The 17,185-nt window shown below is 62.6% G+C and carries 18 protein-coding genes; 10 read left to right on the top strand and 8 right to left on the bottom strand.

The window, feature by feature from the left end:
• Positions 1-29: 29 nt before the first annotated feature.
• On the top strand, positions 30-521 hold the full coding sequence (locus PGC08_RS10300; protein ID WP_096158731.1) for a hotdog fold domain-containing protein: 492 nt from the start codon (positions 30-32) through the stop codon (positions 519-521).
• A 59-nt stretch (positions 522-580) separates the two neighbouring features.
• On the opposite strand, the gene PGC08_RS10295 is transcribed toward PGC08_RS10300, so the two are convergent.
• On the bottom strand, positions 581-1,147 hold the full coding sequence (locus PGC08_RS10295; RefSeq protein ID WP_096158730.1) for a maleylpyruvate isomerase N-terminal domain-containing protein: 567 nt from the start codon (positions 1,145-1,147) through the stop codon (positions 581-583).
• A gap of 222 nt (positions 1,148-1,369) precedes the next feature.
• Here PGC08_RS10295 and PGC08_RS10290 point away from each other — a divergent pair, with 222 nt between their 5' ends.
• The 5 genes from PGC08_RS10290 to PGC08_RS10275 all read left to right on the top strand — a co-directional run bounded on the left by PGC08_RS10290 (position 1,370) and on the right by PGC08_RS10275 (position 5,614).
• The gene (locus PGC08_RS10290; protein WP_096177783.1) at positions 1,370-2,116 is read left to right on the top strand and encodes a DUF5058 family protein; all 747 of its coding nucleotides are present in this window, start codon (positions 1,370-1,372) and stop codon (positions 2,114-2,116) included.
• Positions 2,117-2,126: 10 nt separating this feature from the next.
• Entirely contained in the window at positions 2,127-2,390 is a 264-nt protein-coding gene (locus PGC08_RS19420) for a hypothetical protein (RefSeq protein WP_333937178.1), read from the top strand.
• Entirely contained in the window at positions 2,372-2,860 is a 489-nt protein-coding gene (locus PGC08_RS10285) for a hypothetical protein (protein ID WP_333937177.1), read from the top strand. The genes PGC08_RS19420 and PGC08_RS10285 overlap by 19 nt, the downstream gene beginning before the upstream one ends.
• Before the next feature lie 68 nt (positions 2,861-2,928).
• Positions 2,929-4,161, top strand: coding sequence for an amidohydrolase (locus tag PGC08_RS10280; RefSeq protein WP_271708386.1), 1,233 nt, complete (start codon positions 2,929-2,931; stop codon positions 4,159-4,161).
• A 4-nt stretch (positions 4,162-4,165) separates the two neighbouring features.
• Entirely contained in the window at positions 4,166-5,614 is a 1,449-nt protein-coding gene (locus tag PGC08_RS10275) for an amidase (protein WP_009884622.1), read from the top strand.
• On the opposite strand, the gene PGC08_RS10270 is transcribed toward PGC08_RS10275, so the two are convergent.
• Positions 5,590-5,871, bottom strand: coding sequence for a 4a-hydroxytetrahydrobiopterin dehydratase (locus tag PGC08_RS10270; RefSeq protein ID WP_009884623.1), 282 nt, complete (start codon positions 5,869-5,871; stop codon positions 5,590-5,592). The genes PGC08_RS10275 and PGC08_RS10270 overlap by 25 nt on opposite strands.
• Before the next feature lie 198 nt (positions 5,872-6,069).
• On the opposite strand from PGC08_RS10270, the gene PGC08_RS10265 reads away from it, so the two are divergent.
• The gene (locus tag PGC08_RS10265; protein ID WP_029417556.1) at positions 6,070-6,585 is read left to right on the top strand and encodes a ferritin; all 516 of its coding nucleotides are present in this window, start codon (positions 6,070-6,072) and stop codon (positions 6,583-6,585) included.
• A gap of 158 nt (positions 6,586-6,743) precedes the next feature.
• Here PGC08_RS10265 and PGC08_RS10260 read toward each other — a convergent pair whose 3' ends face one another.
• Positions 6,744-7,679, bottom strand: a complete 936-nt coding sequence (locus PGC08_RS10260; RefSeq protein WP_271708385.1) for an AEC family transporter — start codon at positions 7,677-7,679, stop codon at positions 6,744-6,746.
• A gap of 83 nt (positions 7,680-7,762) precedes the next feature.
• Here PGC08_RS10260 and PGC08_RS10255 point away from each other — a divergent pair, with 83 nt between their 5' ends.
• Positions 7,763-8,227 (top strand): Hsp20/alpha crystallin family protein, encoded by a 465-nt coding sequence (locus PGC08_RS10255; RefSeq protein WP_009884626.1) that lies wholly within the window; start codon positions 7,763-7,765, stop codon positions 8,225-8,227.
• A gap of 134 nt (positions 8,228-8,361) precedes the next feature.
• On the opposite strand, the gene PGC08_RS10250 is transcribed toward PGC08_RS10255, so the two are convergent.
• Complete coding sequence (locus PGC08_RS10250; RefSeq protein ID WP_035279408.1) at positions 8,362-9,081, bottom strand: class I SAM-dependent methyltransferase; 720 nt, start codon at positions 9,079-9,081, stop codon at positions 8,362-8,364.
• A 135-nt stretch (positions 9,082-9,216) separates the two neighbouring features.
• On the opposite strand from PGC08_RS10250, the gene PGC08_RS10245 reads away from it, so the two are divergent.
• Positions 9,217-10,476 (top strand): aminotransferase class I/II-fold pyridoxal phosphate-dependent enzyme, encoded by a 1,260-nt coding sequence (locus tag PGC08_RS10245; protein WP_271708384.1) that lies wholly within the window; start codon positions 9,217-9,219, stop codon positions 10,474-10,476.
• 95 nt (positions 10,477-10,571) lie between these two features.
• Here PGC08_RS10245 and PGC08_RS10240 read toward each other — a convergent pair whose 3' ends face one another.
• Genes PGC08_RS10240 through PGC08_RS10230 form a run of 3 tightly spaced genes read right to left on the bottom strand, consistent with a single transcriptional unit; the run spans position 10,572 to position 15,368 of the window.
• Positions 10,572-11,426, bottom strand: coding sequence for a 3-hydroxybutyryl-CoA dehydrogenase (locus PGC08_RS10240; protein WP_271708383.1), 855 nt, complete (start codon positions 11,424-11,426; stop codon positions 10,572-10,574).
• 41 nt (positions 11,427-11,467) lie between these two features.
• Positions 11,468-11,974 carry a peptide deformylase gene (locus PGC08_RS10235; RefSeq protein ID WP_009884630.1) on the bottom strand — a complete coding sequence of 169 codons (507 nt, stop codon included), beginning with the start codon at positions 11,972-11,974 and terminating at the stop codon, positions 11,468-11,470.
• The gene (locus PGC08_RS10230) at positions 11,967-15,368 is read right to left on the bottom strand and encodes a pyruvate carboxylase (RefSeq protein ID WP_271708382.1); all 3,402 of its coding nucleotides are present in this window, start codon (positions 15,366-15,368) and stop codon (positions 11,967-11,969) included. The genes PGC08_RS10235 and PGC08_RS10230 overlap by 8 nt, the downstream gene beginning before the upstream one ends.
• A gap of 175 nt (positions 15,369-15,543) precedes the next feature.
• On the opposite strand from PGC08_RS10230, the gene PGC08_RS10225 reads away from it, so the two are divergent.
• The gene (locus tag PGC08_RS10225) at positions 15,544-16,356 is read left to right on the top strand and encodes a ParA family protein (RefSeq protein ID WP_271708381.1); all 813 of its coding nucleotides are present in this window, start codon (positions 15,544-15,546) and stop codon (positions 16,354-16,356) included.
• 222 nt (positions 16,357-16,578) lie between these two features.
• Here PGC08_RS10225 and PGC08_RS10220 read toward each other — a convergent pair whose 3' ends face one another.
• Positions 16,579-17,160, bottom strand: a complete 582-nt coding sequence (locus tag PGC08_RS10220) for a MerR family transcriptional regulator (RefSeq protein WP_143921639.1) — start codon at positions 17,158-17,160, stop codon at positions 16,579-16,581.
• Positions 17,161-17,185: the final 25 nt, after the last annotated feature.

Raw genomic sequence — 17,185 nt, 5'->3', positions numbered from 1 at the left:
ACGGCCCGTACGACCGAAAGGACGATTCCATGACCGTCGACACCGCAGATTTTGGAAAGAATCTCCAGACCTGGCAGAAGCTGCAGAAGCTGCCATTCGGCAAGTGGCTCTTCACTCAGGCCATGTGCTTCAAAGTCCCCTACTTCCGCACCGTTCATCCGCGGATCCAGGAGCTGCGCCCGGGACTGTGCCGTGTGAGTGCGCCGAACCGTCGCGGCGTCCACAACCACCTCGGCACCTATCACGCAATCGCCTCATGCAACATGGCAGAGATCGCCGGTGGCATCATGACCGAGGCAACGGTACCGCCCACGCATCGTTGGATTCCCGCCGGCATGACCGTCGAATACAAGGACAAGGCCACCACGGGCGTCACCTCGATCGCCCGGCTCGACACCATCCCCGAGTTCGGCGACGAGAAGATGGATCTGATCGTGCCGGTCGACGTCCTGGATGCTGACGGGAATGTGTTCGTCTCTGCAGAGATCACCATGTACGTCTCCAAGAAGAAGGCGCGGTAGATGGAAGAAGGCGCGGCAAGCTGGAGTCGGAGAGTGTGCCGGTCAGCGACGTGAGACGGTCAGCGGCCTGAGACGTTCAGAACTCGTTGCGCGTGCGAGGCTCCGGCGCCCGGCTCCGGCCTGGGCGCAGCGTATCCCCCTGCAGAACCCAAGTCAGCAATGAGCTCGCCGAGATGTGTGGAGATGTACTCTGCGAGCTCATCATCGATGGGCCACTTATCGCCGGTGCCGGCCGAAAGGTCGGCAGCATGGAGAGCCAGTTCGAGGATCCGCATTCGCACCAACTGGTGCCCCGTTATCCGTCCGATGCGGTGAGATACCTGAGCCCCGAGGTCGCACTCCCCCACGAGACGTCGGAATGCTCGTTCTTGTGACCAGAACGCTTCCAAGCGATCATCGCCGAGGTGGTTCTGCCCCCGTGTGGCCTCCACCTCGGCAGGTGAGCATTGGGCGAGCAGCTTCTCATAGCGCAGCCCACCGCCGATGAGGTGATTGATCAACTGTTCGTTGGTCCACTCACGGCATCCACTCGGCGAATGAAGGTTCGCACCCGAGACTCTTCTCAGCGCTGTCTCCCAGCAGATCTCTGCCCGGTCGAGATTGATGTCCACAAGCAGATCGTCCATTGCTCGATCCTTTCTCAGCGCCGATATCTCATTTCCGACGATACTCATCGAATTCGTTGATGGCCGGCATTGAGAAGTCTATTCTCGCCAATCGGGAAGTCGCATGGAAGATCACCAAACGGAGCGCATCTCGGTATACGTTACTGACACAAGTGATGCGGACCACAACGACGTGGACCGGTCGCTGTGAGCAACTCCGACAAGGAAGTGAGGAGCCCCGCTATGGTGATGGCAAGTGGATCGGCCGATTATCTCGGCCTCGCGAATGCCCCTGTTCTCTGGATTCTGGCATTGGCAGTCATGGGTGTCGTCGTCGTCCAATCACTCATCTATATGAATGCGGTGAAGAAGAACGCCGAGTCGGCCGGCATGAGCCAGCAGGAGGTCAAGTCGGCTTTCAGAGCCGGTGGAGTTGCGGCGATCGGACCCTCGTTGTCCGTGGTCCTCGTCGCCATTGCCCTGCTGCCCCTCTTCGGCACTCCCCCGGTCGTCGTCCGCGTCGGTCTCATCGGCTCCGCGGCCACGGAGGTCGCCTCGGCCTCGATCGCAGCCGGCACCATGGGCTCGAGTCTCGGCGATGAGACATTCACCCGCGGCGTCTTCATCGTCGCACTCATGGCGATGAGCCTCTCGGGGGCCGGGTGGATGATCTCGACCTTGATCCTGACTCCGGTCTTCACACGAAGCTCCCACAAGCTGGAGAAGGTCAATCCTGCACTGATGTCCATCATCCCCGGCGCGGCGCTGCTCGCGGCCTTCGCCGCGCTGACGTTCCGGGAACTCCCGAAATCCCCGACGCACGTCGTCGCGATCCTCGTCTCCGCCGTGGTGATGACGATCTGTCTCTTCCTCGCCAAGACCTTGAAACAGCCGTGGCTCAAGGAATGGGGACTTGGAATCTCACTTCTTGTGGGCCTGATTGCGTCCTACTTCGCCCACTATGCCGGTCTCGGCGCACCCGAAGCCTGAGGAGAACATCATGTCGAACATCATTACGTCACCCTCACACGCGGCCTTCGAGCGGACGACGACCAAGTGGGGCTCTCGCACGCTGTTCATCGGGTTCCTCATCGCCACCTCGGTGCCGTTCTACCTCCTGTTCGTTGCGGATGCGAACGTCAACCTCGGTGAGATCCTCAAGGGATTTCTCGCCGTGTTCGCCGTCTACGGTGTCTTCTACATCGTCGAGCCGCTGACCTACTTCCCGATCCTGGGGCCGGCGGCATGTACCAGGCATTCCTGATCGGCAACATCTCCAACAAACTGCTGCCGTCGGCGATCGTCGCCCAGGACACCATCGGAGTGAAGCCAGGCACACGCAAGGGCGAATATGCCGCGACCATGGCAATCTGCGGCGCAGCGTTGATCCACGTGGCATCCATGGTGCTCTTCGTCGGAATCCTCGGCACCTGGCTGGTCTCGATCATCCCCGAGCCGGTGACGCTCGTGGCCAAGCTCTACATTCTGCCGGCCATCCTCGGCGGAGTCACGGTCCAGCTCATCGCCTCACTCAGACAGGTCAAATCCACGCTCATCGCCTTGGGAGCGGCGGCCCTGGTCATCCTCGTCCTCATCCCGCTCGTCCCAGTCCTGGCCTCCGGCGATGTTGCCATCGTCGTCATTCTGACGATCGCCATCACCTGGTTCACCCGGAACAAGGCCCTCACCGACAAGAAGGGACCGGCAGACGGCGACAACGTCGGAATCAACTGACGGTCACCCGCCACCTCATCATTCAATACCTGAGACCATCGAAGACACCCACACTGTGAAAGGACATCATGTCGCTCAACACCACTCTTCGGAGTGCGATCTCGGACAATCTGGCACAGACAGTCGCCGACTACAAGGACTTCCATCGCACGCCCGAGCTGTCGATGCAGGAGACTCAGACGGCTGCGACGATTCGTTCCAAGCTCGAAGCACTCGGACTTGAAACCCGCACCTACGGCGGCACCGGCATCGTCAGCGTCATCGAAAACGGAGAAGGCCCTGTCGTGGCCTACCGGGCCGACACCGACGGACTGCCGATCGCCGAAGATACCGGATACGACTACGCCTCGACGGCCGAGGGAACACTGCCCGATGGATCGACCACGAAGGTCATGCACGGCTGCGGCCACGATACGCACATCACCGTCGGCCTATATCTGGCCCGCTACCTCGTCGAGCACAAGGACCTGTGGTCAGGCAGCGTGGTCATGATCTTCCAGCCCGGCGAAGAGACCGGCGAGGGCGCGCGGGCGATGCTCGACGACGGACTTTGGGACTCGACCGTCAAGCCAGAGGTCGTCTACGGACAGCACGTGTGGCCCGGTAAGGCCGGACACGTCTACGTGGCCAAGGAGACCGCCATGGCGATGTCCGACTGCATCAAGGTCACGGTCAGAGGCAAGCAGGCTCATGGTTCACAGCCCGAGAACTCAGTCGACCCGATCGTCCTCGGCGCCTATATGATCACCCGCCTCCAGAGCATCGTCTCGCGAGAGATCTCGGGTCGCGACATGGCTGTCGTCACCGTGGGCACCTTCCACGGCGGGCTGAAGGAGAACATCATTCCCGATTCCGCCGAATTCAAACTCAACATCCGCACCTTCAACGAGGAGGTGCGTGAGGTCGTCCTCAACCGGATCGAACGCATCATCCTCGCCGAGGCGCAGGCATCCGGGGCACCGGAGCCGATCATCGAAGAGATGTACCGGTTCCCACGCTGCTACAACGATCCTGCAACCACCGACCAGTTCCTCGAGGCTGCCGGATCCGAGCTCGGAGCAGAACAGGTCCACCTGGACCAGGCCGTCACCGGCAGCGAGGACTTCGGGGCCTTCGGCGATGACATCGACGTGCCCTACGTCTACTGGTTCTTCGGCGGGTACTCCCCCGCCAAGTTCGACGGTGATGAACCGCCGGCAGGCAACCACTCCCCCTTCTTCGCTCCAGACGATGTCGAAACCACACTGGAGACCGGTATTCGTGTGGCACTGAGCGCCGTTCTCAGCACGGTCGGGAAGTGAGACGATGAGCAAGGAACTGGACTGGCTGTCCACCCGTGAGCTGGCGGCGAAGATCGCGACGAAGGAGATCTCTGCGCGGGAAGCACTCAGCGATCACTTGGCACGCATCGATGCTCTCAACCCGGCCCTCAACGCGGTGGTGACCCGCGATGACGAAGGCGCGCTGGCACGCGCCGACGCCGCTGACCAGGCGGTGGCCAACGGTGAGCCGATCGGACCGCTGCACGGCGTGCCGATGACCCATAAGGACACGCACGACACTGCCGGGATGCGCACCACCTGGGGCTCGCCGATCATGGCCGATCGCGTTCCCGAGACTGACTCCCTCATCATCGCCCGACTCAAAGCGGCGGGTGTCAACACGACCGGCAAGACGAATGTGCCTGAGTTCGCGGCGGGCTCGCACACCTTCAACCCGGTCTTCGGCACCACGGTCAATCCCTATGACACGAGCAAGTCCGCCTCGGGCTCCTCCGGCGGAGTCGGGGCGGTCTTGGCCGCTGGCATCCAAGCCTCCGGAGATGGTTCGGACATGGGAGGATCGTTGCGCTCCCCCGCGTCGTTCAACAATGTCGTGGGGTTTCGCCCGTCGAATGGGCGCATTCCTCATACGCTTCCCGGCAACCCGTTCGCGTGGTTGGCACAGAGCGGCTTCATGGCCCGGACGGTCTCGGATGTGGCATTGACGATGAGTGCGACTGCCGGGCCGGAGCCAGGCGGGCCTCGTTCGATCAGTGAGCCCGGCAGCGTCTTCGACCTGCCCGAGTTCGAGCTAGGACATCAGGCCGAACCTGACCTGCGCGGTGTCAAGATCGGATTCAACCCAGACCTCAACGGTCTGCTCCCCGTCGAACGGGAGGTCCATGACATCGTGGCGGGTACGGCAGACGTCTTCTCCGAGCTGGGAGCGAGCGTCGTCGACACGATCCCCAACCTCGGCGATGCCGATGAGGTCTTCAACGTTCGACGAGCCCTCGATTTCGTCCATTCCTGGGGGCCCCTGCTGGAACAGCATCCCGAACAGATCAAGGATTCCGTGATCTGGAACATCGAGATGGGACTCAAGCTGACCGGCACCGAGGTGGTCTCCGCCGATCGTGCTCGTGCACGTCTGCATGGCGAAGTCGACCAGTTCTTCGGTGACCACGACCTCCTGGTGCTCACCACCTGCCAAGTGCTCCCCTTCGACGCCAGCATCGAATACCCCACGGAGATCAACGGGGTCGGACTCGAGAACTATCTCGATTGGATGCGAGCCCTGTGTCTGATCTCGGCCACGGGGTGCCCGGCGATCTCCGTGCCTGCGGGCTTCTCGGAGTCGGGGCTGCCGGTGGGAGTCCAGCTCGTCGCGAAGCCGGGTGCCGACGTGGACCTGCTGCGCATGGCGCATGCCTTCGAAACGGCGACCCAGGTCCATCGCCGTCATCCTCAGCTGGCTGCGTCGATGCCCTGATCCTTCGCGATCTGGGAGATCTCAGTGGCCAAGTCGATGTCCTTGTCGGTGATCGACCCGGCGTCATGGGTGGTCAGTGAGATATCCACATGTGGGAACCGCAGGTCCACATCCGGGTGGTGGCCTGCGGCTTCTGCTGCGTCTGCGATGGCATTGATGAACGTGACTCCGCTGACGAAGGAACCCGTCAGGAACCGTGCGTGGAGTGCGTCGTCGGCCGATTGCCATTGTGTGAGTTCGTCGATTCGATCCTGCATGGACCCAGCTTGGCACCGGGCCCGGCGAAGTGTCCATAGCCACGGCATCGGCAAAAGCAGCGAATCTGCTGGGTCAGGTATGCCATGCCTCAGCATTGTTTGCCGAGCCTTCCCACACTGGAACCGTTCTAGAAAAGGTGTCAGGATATGGAACATGAGGACGGAACGAATCCGTCTCGTATCGCGAAGGAGAAACATATGCAGTTGAGCCCCGCAATGCAGAAGGTCCTCGGCGAGCAGGTCACTCTCGAACTCGAAGCGTCGATGGTCTACCTGCAGCTGTCCATTCAGCTCGATGATCACGACCTTCCCGGAATGACACGCTGGATGCGTGCGCAGTCCGAGGAAGAACAGGTCCATGCTGCGAAATTCATTCAGCACTGCCAGGATCGTGGCTTCGCTCCCCAGATCGGTGACATCGCGGCACCGAAGGTCTCGGGCTCACAGCCCATCGACTACTTCAAGGCTGCCTTGGCCCACGAGGAGAAGGTCTCCGAATCGATTCGCAACCTCTACCGCACTGCTCAGTCGGAGACCGATCTCGACGTCCTGCCGCTCCTGCACTGGTTCATCGACGAGCAGGTCGAAGAGGAATCAACCATCTCTGAGATCATCGGTCGCCTTGAGCTCGTCGGCGACAGCGGTTCCGGTCTGCTCCGGATCGATTCCGAGCTCGGATCGCGTCACCCTGACATCAAGGCTGACAACGAGTGATCGACAGATCATGACCTGTTGCGTGTGACCTGCAGTCACCGTAGGCAAGCAGCGAATGGCCGGACCCCGCACGGGGTCCGGCCATTCGCTGCTTCGGTGTGAGAACTTCCAGTCCGCGAACTCGCGGGTAATGCGAGAGACCGCGGACGATGAATTGCTCAGCTGCCGAGTACGGCTTGTGAGACGAGCAGGACGATGGGCAGCGTGATGAGCATGAGCACAGTCTGGGCCGCGATGAGGGCGGCCATGAGCTCCGAATTGCCGCCGAGCTGCCTCGCCATGACATAGCCGGAACTGGCCGTGGCGATCGATTGGAAGATCATGGTCACCAACGCCGGGGTGGTGGGGACGTCGAGCAGGACCAGAGCGAGCAGGGTCACTGCAGGCAGGACGATGAGCTTTGCCACGGTGGAATTGATCAGGCCCGCGACCTGGGCGCGAAGCGGGAATCTTCGCAGACCGGCGCCGACACACAGAAGTCCGATCGGCAGGGCCGCGGCCGCCAATGGCGAGAGCACGGAGTCGAGCACATCGGGCACGCGAGCTCCGGTGAGGTTGAACGCTCCCCCGGCCGCACAGCCGATCACCAGCGGGTTCGTCACGATGACGCGGAGGATTCCGAGCACGGAGCTGGGCCCGGTGCGCAGAAACTCGAACCCCAGGCTGGAGACGATGTTGACCGTGGGCACGAGAACGGCCGCCACGATGGCAGCCAGGGCACTCCCCTCAGGTCCGAACATGCTGGCCGATATCGACAGTCCGATGTAGGTGTTGAAGCGGATTCCGCCCTGCAGCACCGAGGTGAAGGATGGAAGATCGCGAGCCACGAACCGACGCAGCACGATGATGAGGATCGATACGAGCAATGTCGGGGCGATGAGGCCGATGGTCAGTCGCCCGAGCGGAACATGTGCGACGTTGACGTCGGCGACCGATGTGAACAGCAGCACCGGCAACAGGCAGTAGTAGGCGAGCTTCTCCGCTCCTGACCAGAATTCGGGATTGGTGAAACCTGGGAGTCTTTTGAGCACGGCGCCGAAGAAGATCAGAACAGCGACGGGAACGAGGGCGAGGAGGACCGGAGTGAGACTCACGAGACTGAGAATTTCATGAGATGGGAATCATTTCAAAGTTGAGTGTGTTTGACTCAATGTAACGACCTAACGAAAGGAAGCTCATGGCTACACGTTTTGACCCCATCCGTGACCTCGATCGATTCTTCTCGGAAGTGACTCGCACCCCGAACTCCACTTCGCTTCCCATGGATCTCTACCGTGATGGAGAGGTCTTCGTCGCACGTATCGACATGCCGGGTGTTGACCCCTCGAGCATCGACGTCGACGTTGAGGATCGCACGCTGACCGTTCGCGCTCAGCGGCAGTCCGAGGTGGCGGATAAGGATGTGAAGTGGCTGACCCGGGAACGGACGACCGGCACCTATGCACGCCAGCTCACCCTGGGCAATCGAGTCGCCCTCGACCGGATCCAGGCTGACTACCAGGACGGCGTGCTGACCTTGACCATCCCTGTGGCAGAGGAAGCTCGGCCCCGCAAGATCAATGTCTCGCACTCCAACCCGACCAGAGCCACCGAGGTTGTCGAAACCTCTCCGGTCCGTGATGAGGATCCGGCCGGCGCCTGATCGACAGTCTGCGCCGTCACGACGGACACATCGCTCCGTTGCGAAGGACTCGACCGTGAGAAGCGGGCCGCACCCATGGTACGGCCCGCTTCTTTGCGCTGAGTGTGGGACCGACTAGGCAGCTTGGCGAACCGTCAGGCAACCGACTTAAGCACATACGCCAGGCACATGTAGGGCAGCTCCAGCGCTCCGTCGATAGGGTGCTCAAGGGTGAAGTACTCACGCAGATTCGCCTCGACCCGGGCCCTGGTCGTCTGGTTCGAGCGCAGCCAATAGGAACGGGTCCGGGCCAGATCCACGGTGCCATCCACGGTGAGTGGGGTGGAGAACTCGACCAGCTCATGAGCGACGAGCTCGAACCCGGCCGGGTTCGGGCGGTACGCGGGACGGTACACGTCCCCGGCGTGCATGATCCGACTCAGGCGCAGCACCCAGTCGACACGCACGTCGAGTTGGTTGATGAGGATGAGCAGTCGACCGCCCGGTCGCAGGATGCGCGAGATCTCAACCGCCGCGGCGGCTTCGTCGAACCAGTGCCAGGCCTGTGCCACGGTCACGACATCGACGCAGTCATCCGGCAGCAGAGTGTCTTCTGCGCTGCCGCCGCTGCTGCGCGCAGGATTGCTCTCCAGGGCCTCTTCGTCGGGATCGACGGCGATGACCTGGGCTCCGCGGTCGAGCAGAGCACGACTGAGGATGCCCGTCCCCGCGCCCAGATCGCAGACGTCGAGTCCGCTCCACTCAGGGCCCGCAAGGTCGATGGCCGCATCCGGATAGCGTGGGCGCACTTCATCGTAGACGTCGGCCAGTCGACCGAAGCTGCGCCCATGGGCCGATCGCGCGCGTGGTCTCACAGCTGCCCACCCCGATTCGAAAAGTTCAATGATCGAGGTCAACTCTAACTCGTCGCCGATGGGTGGCGCCCGCGCCGAACTCAGGAAGTGACTAGGATAGAGGTACCGGTCAAACAACAGTGACAAGGAGCATCGATGTCCCCCACGTCCGAGCTGCAGGCAGAGCTGGAGAGCGCCTCCGGCGCCTATCAGGAATTCGCTTCCCGCGGGTTGAAACTCGATATCACCCGAGGCAAGCCTGCAAGCGCGCAACTCGACCTGGCGGCAGACCTTCTGACTGCGGTGACACCCGATGACGTCATGACTCCCAGCGGAGTCGATACCCGCAACTATGGCGGTCTGGACGGAATCGTCGAGCTGCGTGAGCTCTTCTCACCGCTGCTCAAGATCCCTTCGAACCAGTTGCTGGCCGGCGGCAACGCCTCTCTGACCCTCATGGCCCAGGCTCTGACCTTTGCTCTCATGCACGGAACCGTCGGTGACTCACGACCCTGGGGCCAGGGGCCCCACAAGCTCATCTGCCCGGTCCCCGGTTACGACCGCCATTTCACGCTGGCCGAGTCGCTGGGCTTCGAACTCCTCAGCATCCCCATGGACTCACAGGGTCCGGTCGTCGCCGAGGCCCAGCGTCTGGCAGAGGATGAAACGGTCAAGGGCATGTGGTTGGTGCCCATGTACTCGAACCCGACAGGCATCACCATCACCGAGGAGCGGGCGAAGGAGCTCGCGGCGATGCCGGCAGCGGCACCCGACTTCACGCTGCTGTGGGACAACGCCTACGGTCTCCACCACCTCCGGGACGAGCATCCCGAGGTCCTCGACATCCTCGACATCTGCGCCAAGGCCGGACACCCGGAACGCCCCTGGATCTTCGCCTCAACGTCGAAGATCACCCACGCCGGTGCCGGCGTCTCCTTCTTCGGTGCGGGTCCCGAGACCAATGATTGGATCCGGTCGAATCTCGCAAAGATCTCCATCGGTCCCGACAAGGTCAACCAGCTGCGTCACCTGCGTTTCTTCTCCACCCCGGAGGGCGTCGAGGAGCACATGCGCCAGCACGCGAAGATCATCGCACCGAAATTCGACGCGGTGCTCGATACCTTGGAACGGGAACTGGGCGGCACCGACCTGGCGCAATGGACCCACCCAGACGGTGGATACTTCATCACGCTGACCACCTTGGAGGGCACCGCGGACCGGATCGTGAAGCTGGCCGCCGAGGCGGGGGTCAAGCTGACCCCGGCCGGTGCCACCCATCCCTATGGTTTGGATCCGCACAACAACGTCATCCGCATCGCCCCCACCATGCCGACAGTCGAAGATGTGGAACTGGCTGCACAGGGCCTCGTGGCCTGTGTGAAGCTCGCCAGCTACGAGAAACTCCTCGCGGGCTGAAGCCTGCGCTTCGCGGTACGCAGCCTGAATACAAGAACTCCTGGTCGGTGCGATCACCGACCAGGAGTTCTTTGTCTGTCTTAGTGCCTTTGGCCTCAGTACTCGTAGAAGCCGCGGCCGGACTTGACTCCGAGCAGGCCGCCATCAACCATGCGCGAGAGCAGCACTGGAGGTTTGGCCGCAGGATCTCCGGTCTCCCTGTAGATGCTCTCAGCCGCGTACAGGCAGGTGTCGAGTCCCACCATGTCGGCAAGCTTGATCGGCCCCATAGGGTGCGCGCAGCCGCCCACCATTCCGGCGTCGATGTCTTCCTTGGTGGCGAACCCGGCCTCGAGCATGCGGATGGCACTGCACAGGTACGGGATAAGCAGTGCATTGACGATGAACCCGGGACGGTCCTGCGCCTGGATCGGGTTCTTGCCCAGCACCTCGGCGACGAACTCCGTGACCGAATCACGCACCGAATCGGCGGTGAGCACGGAGGAGACGATCTCAACCAGGGGCTGGACCGGTGCCGGGTTGAAGAAGTGAACCCCGAGCACACGCTCCGGACGTGACGTCGACTGTGCAAACCGGATGATCGGCATCGACGAGGTGTTGGAGGCGAGGATCGCATCGGGGTCGGTCACGACCTTGTCGAGTTCGGCGAAGATCGACTTCTTGATGTCCTCGTTCTCACTTGCGGCCTCGATGACCAGCTGACGATCGGCGAGTTCGCCGATGTCGGTGGTGAATCGCAGCCTGCCCATCGCCTCGTCACGGGCCTGGGCATCGAGCTTGCCCTTTTCGACCGCACGGGCCAGGGACTTCTCGATACGAGCACGACCAGCTGTCGAGGCCTCGTCGTTGATCTCACGGACGATGACGTCGAGACCTGACTTCGCGAGCACCTCGGCGATGCCTGCTCCCATGAGTCCGCTTCCGATGACTGCAGTGCGTTGAATGCTCATCTGGTGCTCCTTCTGTTGAAGTGGGGATTCGTCGTTGTTGGTTACGGCTGCCTGGCGAGGAACCAGTCTGAGCCGCGGATGGCCTTCATCGCTTCTCGGCGACGCTCCTTGGGAAGGGTCTGGACGTAGACCTGACCATCAAGGTGAGCGACCTCGTGCTGAAGCATCTGGGCGAAGACCTCGGTGCCGGAGATCTCCACGGGCGAGTTCTCCGCATCCACACCGCGCACACGAGCGAACTCGTAGCGCGGTGTGGGGAAGAACAGCCCGGGGACAGACAGGCAGCCTTCTTCGATGTCGCGCAGCTCCCCGCCGACCTCGACGACCTCGGGGTTGATGACATACCCCGTGCGGCCGTCGAGATCATATCCGAATGCCCGTACGCCGACGCCGATCTGCGGTGCCGCCACAGCGGCCCGGCCCTCCGGCAGAGATGTGTCCACGAGGTCTTGGGCCAATGCTCTGAGCCCTTCGTCGAAGACGGTGACCGGTGCGCACGGACTGCGCAGCACCGGATCACCCCAGAGACGGATGTCGCGTTCAGCCATCGATGACCACGACGAGGTCGCCGCCTTCGAGCTGCTGGACGTTGCCGATGGCGATACGTGAGACGGTGCCGCCCGTCTGAGTGGTGATGGAAGCCTCCATCTTCATCGCCTCGATCGTGGCAACCGTAGCGCCGGCCTCGACCGTGTCGCCCTCGGCAACCTGCAGGGTGACCACACCGGCGAACGGGCTGGCCACGTGACCGGAGTTCGTCGGATCGGCCTTCTCCGCGGTCTTGACGTCGCTTTCGACGGCACGATCGCGAACCTGCAGTGGACGCAGCTGGCCGTTGAGAGTGAACATCACCGAGCGCATGCCGCGTTCGTCGGTGCCGCTGATGGCCTGGACACCGATGAGGAGGTCCTTGCCCTTGGACAGTTCGACGGCGTGTTCCTCCCCCGCGGTCAGACCGTAGAGGTATTCCGAGGTCTCGACGACGGAGAGATCACCGTAGTTGGCCCGCATCTGCTGGAATTCCTTCGTCGGTCCAGGGAACAGAAGCGAATTGAGTTTCGCCTGCCGCTCGGTGCCGGGGGTCTCCAGCGCTGCCGCGTCCTCGGTTGCGAGGTCTTCGGAGACAGCATTGTGCCTGCGGCCTGCCAGAGCCTTTGTGCGGAACGGCTCAGGCCATCCGCCTGGAGGGTCGCCGAGGTCGCCGTTGAGGAATCCGATCACCGAGTCCGGGATGTCGAACTTGTCCGGGTTCTCGGCGAACTCCTGAGGATCGACACCGGCGCCCACGAGGTGGAGCGCGAGGTCACCGACGACCTTCGACGAGGGAGTGACCTTGACGAGGTGGCCGAGGATGGCATCGGCTGCGGCGTACATGCGCTCGATCTCTTCGAATCGCTCCCCCAGTCCCAGTGCCACAGCCTGCTGGCGCAGGTTGGACAGCTGTCCGCCCGGGATCTCATGTCGGTAGACACGTCCGGTCGGTCCGGCCAGACCGGACTCGAAGGGTGCGTAGACCTTGCGGACTGATTCCCAGTAGGGCTCGAGATCGCTGACAGCGTTGAGGCTGATCTGAGTGTCGCGTTCGGTGTTTTCAAACGCTGCCACCAGCGCGGACAGGCTCGGCTGGCTCGTGGTGCCGGCCATGGCCGCCGAGGCGGCGTCGACGGCGTCTGCTCCGGCTGCCGCGGCAGCGTAGAGAGTGGCCAGCTGACCGCCCGCGGTGTCGTGGGTGTGGACGTGGACTGGGAGATCGAAGTTCTCCCGCAGTGCTGTGACGAGTTTCGTCGCGGCGGCGGGGCGCAGGAGCCCGGCCATGTCCTTGATCGCGAGCACATGTGCTCCGGCACCGACGATCTGCTCAGCCAGCTTGAGGTAGTAGTCGAGCGTGTAGAGCTCTTCACGCGGATCGAGGATGTCGGAGGTGTAGCACAGGGCAACCTCGGCGACTGTGGTGTTCGTGGAACGAACCGCTTCGATGGCCGGGCGCATCTGCTCGACGTCGTTGAGGGCGTCGAAGATGCGGAAGATGTCGATGCCGGTGCGTGCCGCCTCATCGACGAAGGCGTCAGTGACCTGAGTCGGGTACGGGGTGTAGCCGACGGTGTTGCGACCGCGCAGGAGCATCTGGAGGTTGATGTTGGGCACTGCCGAGCGCAGAGCGGTCAGCCGTTCCCAGGGATCCTCACCGAGGAAACGCAGCGCCACATCGTAGGTGGCACCTCCCCAGGCTTCGATGCTCAGCAGCTCCGGCGTCATCCGGGCGACGTGTCCGGCGACGGCCAGCAGGTCACGGGAGCGGACCCGGGTGGCCAGCAGAGACTGGTGAGCGTCGCGGAACGTGGTGTCGGTGACAGCCAATGGTGTCTGATTGCGCAGTGCCTGAGCGAAACCGGTCGGGCCGACCTCGAGGAGTCGATCGCGGCTTCCAGGCGTCGGAACCGTGTCGAGATCGATATCGGGAAGCTTCTCCCCCGGGCGGATGCGCAGGCGCGGCTCGCCATTGGGACGGTTGACGGTGACGTCGGCCAGGTAGTCGAGGATCTTCGAACCGCGATCTGCGCTGACACGAGCGTCGAGCAGATGTGGGCGCTCTTCGATGAATGAGGTTGCGAGATCTCCGGCGATGAATGACTCATCTTCGAGCACGGCCCGCAGGAAGCCGATGTTCGACGATACGCCGCGGATCCTGAACTCGGCCAGGGCCCGTCGGGCACGTGAGATCGCCTGTTCGAAGTCGCGACCACGGCAGGTGAGCTTGACCAGCATCGAGTCGAAGTGGGCGCTGACGGCGGCACCGGCGTGGACGGTTCCTCCGTCGAGTCGGACACCTGCGCCGCCGGCAGAGCGGTAGGCGGTGATGGTTCCGGTGTCGGGACGGAAGGCATTTGCCGGATCCTCGGTGGTGATGCGGCACTGGAGGGCAGCACCCTTGATCCGCATGTCTTCCTGAGTCAGGCCGATCTCAGCCAGGGTCTCCCCCGACGCGACGCGCATCTGGGAGGCGACCAGGTCGACGTCCGTGATCTCCTCGGTGACCGTGTGCTCAACCTGGATGCGCGGGTTCATCTCGATGAAGACGTGCTGGCCCTTGCGGGGGCCGTCGGTTTCGAGGAGGAACTCAACGGTTCCGGCGTTCTGGTAGCCCAGCGCCTTGGCGAACTTGAGGGCGTCGGCGTGAAGCGCGTCAGCGATGGCCGGGTCCAGGTTCGGAGCCGGTGCAAGTTCGACGACCTTCTGGTGGCGACGCTGGACCGAGCAGTCGCGTTCGAAGAGGTGGATCGCATTCGAGTCATTGTCGGCAAGGACCTGGACCTCGATGTGGCGCGGCCGCTGCACGGCCTGCTCGATGAAGACCGTGGGATCTCCGAAGGCACCCTCGGCTTCGCGCATGGCGGCTTTGAGTGCGTCCTCCAGCTGTGAGGATTCGGCAACTCGGCGCATTCCGCGTCCGCCGCCGCCGGCCACAGCCTTGACGAAGAGCGGGTACTCCATGGAGTCCGCATCGGCCAGCAGCTGAGCGATGTCAGCGGAGGGGCGGGTCGAGTCGAGTACGGGAATACCGGCATTGCGTGCCGCCGTGAGAGCCTGCACCTTGTTGCCGGCAAGTTCGAGCACGTCGGCCTTGGGGCCGATGAACGTGATTCCTGCCTCCTGGCAGGCTCGCGCTAAGTCGGGGTTCTCCGACAGGAAGCCGTAGCCGGGGTAGATGGCGTCGGCTCCCGATTCCTTGGCGACGCGCAGCATCTCTTCGACGCTGAGGTACGCGCGAACAGGGTGGCCTTCTTGGCCGATCATGTAGGCCTCATCGGCCTTCATTCGGTGTTCGGAGTTCCGATCCTCATATGGGAAAACAGCGACAGTGGAGACGCCGAGTTCGTACGCTGCACGGAATGCGCGAACGGCGATCTCTCCACGATTTGCCACAAGAACTTTAGAGAACATCTGTGTCTCTCACTTCTGTATCGATCGCCTAGAGGCGATAGTCGACGGGCTGTCGAGGAACCACTCTACTAAGTGACCCAGAGCACTCGGATACAGGGGGTCTGATTTCGACTCTGCTGCCACGCCCGGCGTGGTCGTGACTGCTCAGCCCGGTTGGATACGTTAACGTAGGAGAGTGCTTGTCCTAAGTATCAGCAGCCTCAAAGGCGGAGTCGGTAAGACGTCCGTGACACTCGGTCTTGCCTCGGCCGCATACAACCGAGGAATTCCGACCTTGGTCGTCGACATGGATCCGCAAGCGGACTCTTCGACCGGCCTTGATGTCCCGACGTCGACACGTGTCGATATCGCCGATGTGCTCGCTGCTCCCAAGTCCCAGAAAATCCTGTCCGAGGCGATCATCCCCTCCGGGTGGGTGGGTGACAAGCTCGGCCAGCTCGACGTGATCTCCGGCTCCCCCAGAGCTGCGGAGTTCGATCGACCCTCGTTGTCGGAGAGGTACCTCCGGCGCCTTGAAGACGCGCTGAGTCGCGTCGCCAAGGGATACCGGTTGGTTCTCATCGACTGTCCGCCGAGTCTCAACGGGCTCACACGCACCGCGTGGACGGCCAGCAATCGGGTTGCAGTGGTGACCGAGCCCAGCTTGTTCTCCGTAGCTGCCGCAGATCGCGCGCTGCGTGCGGCAGACGAACTGCGCCAGCGAGGAACCTCGGACATCCAGCCGTTGGGTCTCGTAGTGAACCGGGTTCGCGCCGGTTCGAACGAACATGACTATCGCATCACTGAGATGCGGGAGATGTTCGGGCCGTTGGTGCTCAATCCGCCATTGGCCGAACGTGCCGTGATGCAGCAGGCTCAGGGTTCTGCCCGCCCAATTCACACGTGGCCCGGGAAGCCGGCGGAGGAAGTTGCGACCTCATTCGACACCTTGCTGGAACGCGCTCTGCGCTCGGAGAACATCCGTTCGCGCAACACCCCGAAGCAGTAGGACCGTAGCAGCAGTAGGCGTCGAACGCCACGTCCTGTGACAGCTGGCTCGTCCGTGAGTCTTCCTACTCATTGGGAGACCGAATCTGCTGTGATGCCTCGACGCGAAGCCTGATTCTTCTTGATGAATATGAGTGTGGCCCGTCCTCTCGGACGGGCCACACTCATCTATCCCCCATGGTGTCCCGGTCAGGGACTGCCCGGTATCCGGGCGATCAGCCGTTCAGCCGAGCTTCTGTGCTCTTCGCTGTGCGAGCTCATCCATTTCGACGACTGCGGAATCATCTTCGGGAAGACGTTCGCTCGGCAGTTCGGAGAGGCTGCCTTCAACTTCGTTCCAGACACGCCCGACGGCAATGCCGAAGACGCCCTGTCCGCCCTGCAGGAGATCAACGACCTCATCGGGTGAGGTGCATTCGAAGACGCTGGCGCCATCTGACATAAGAGTGATCTGAGAGAGGTCCCGGACACCGCGCGAACGCAGGTGGTCGACCGCAGTGCGGATCGACTGCAGTCCGACGCCGGTGTCGAGAAGCCGCTTGACGATCTTGAGAACGAGGATGTCACGGAAGCTGTAGAGCCGCTGGCTGCCTGATCCCGTGGCGTTGCGAATCGACGGGGTCACCAGGTCGGTGCGCGCCCAATAGTCGAGCCGGCGGTAGCTGATGCCGACGACTTTGCACACGGTCGGACCGCGGTAGCCAGCCTCTTCATCGAGGACTGGCAGATCGTCGTCGAACAACAGTCCTTGGGCGGCTGGTGGTATTGGCGTCGGCTCGACGCTTTCATGACTTGAGCGGTTCACACCGACTCCTCCTTATAGTCCCTGG

Origin of the sequence: Brevibacterium sp. BDJS002 (assembly GCF_028201555.1) — a bacterium.
Lineage (GTDB): Bacteria > Actinomycetota > Actinomycetes > Actinomycetales > Brevibacteriaceae > Brevibacterium > Brevibacterium aurantiacum.
Note: the sequence above shows the minus strand (reverse complement) of the source record. Positions and strands in the feature narration are given on the sequence as shown.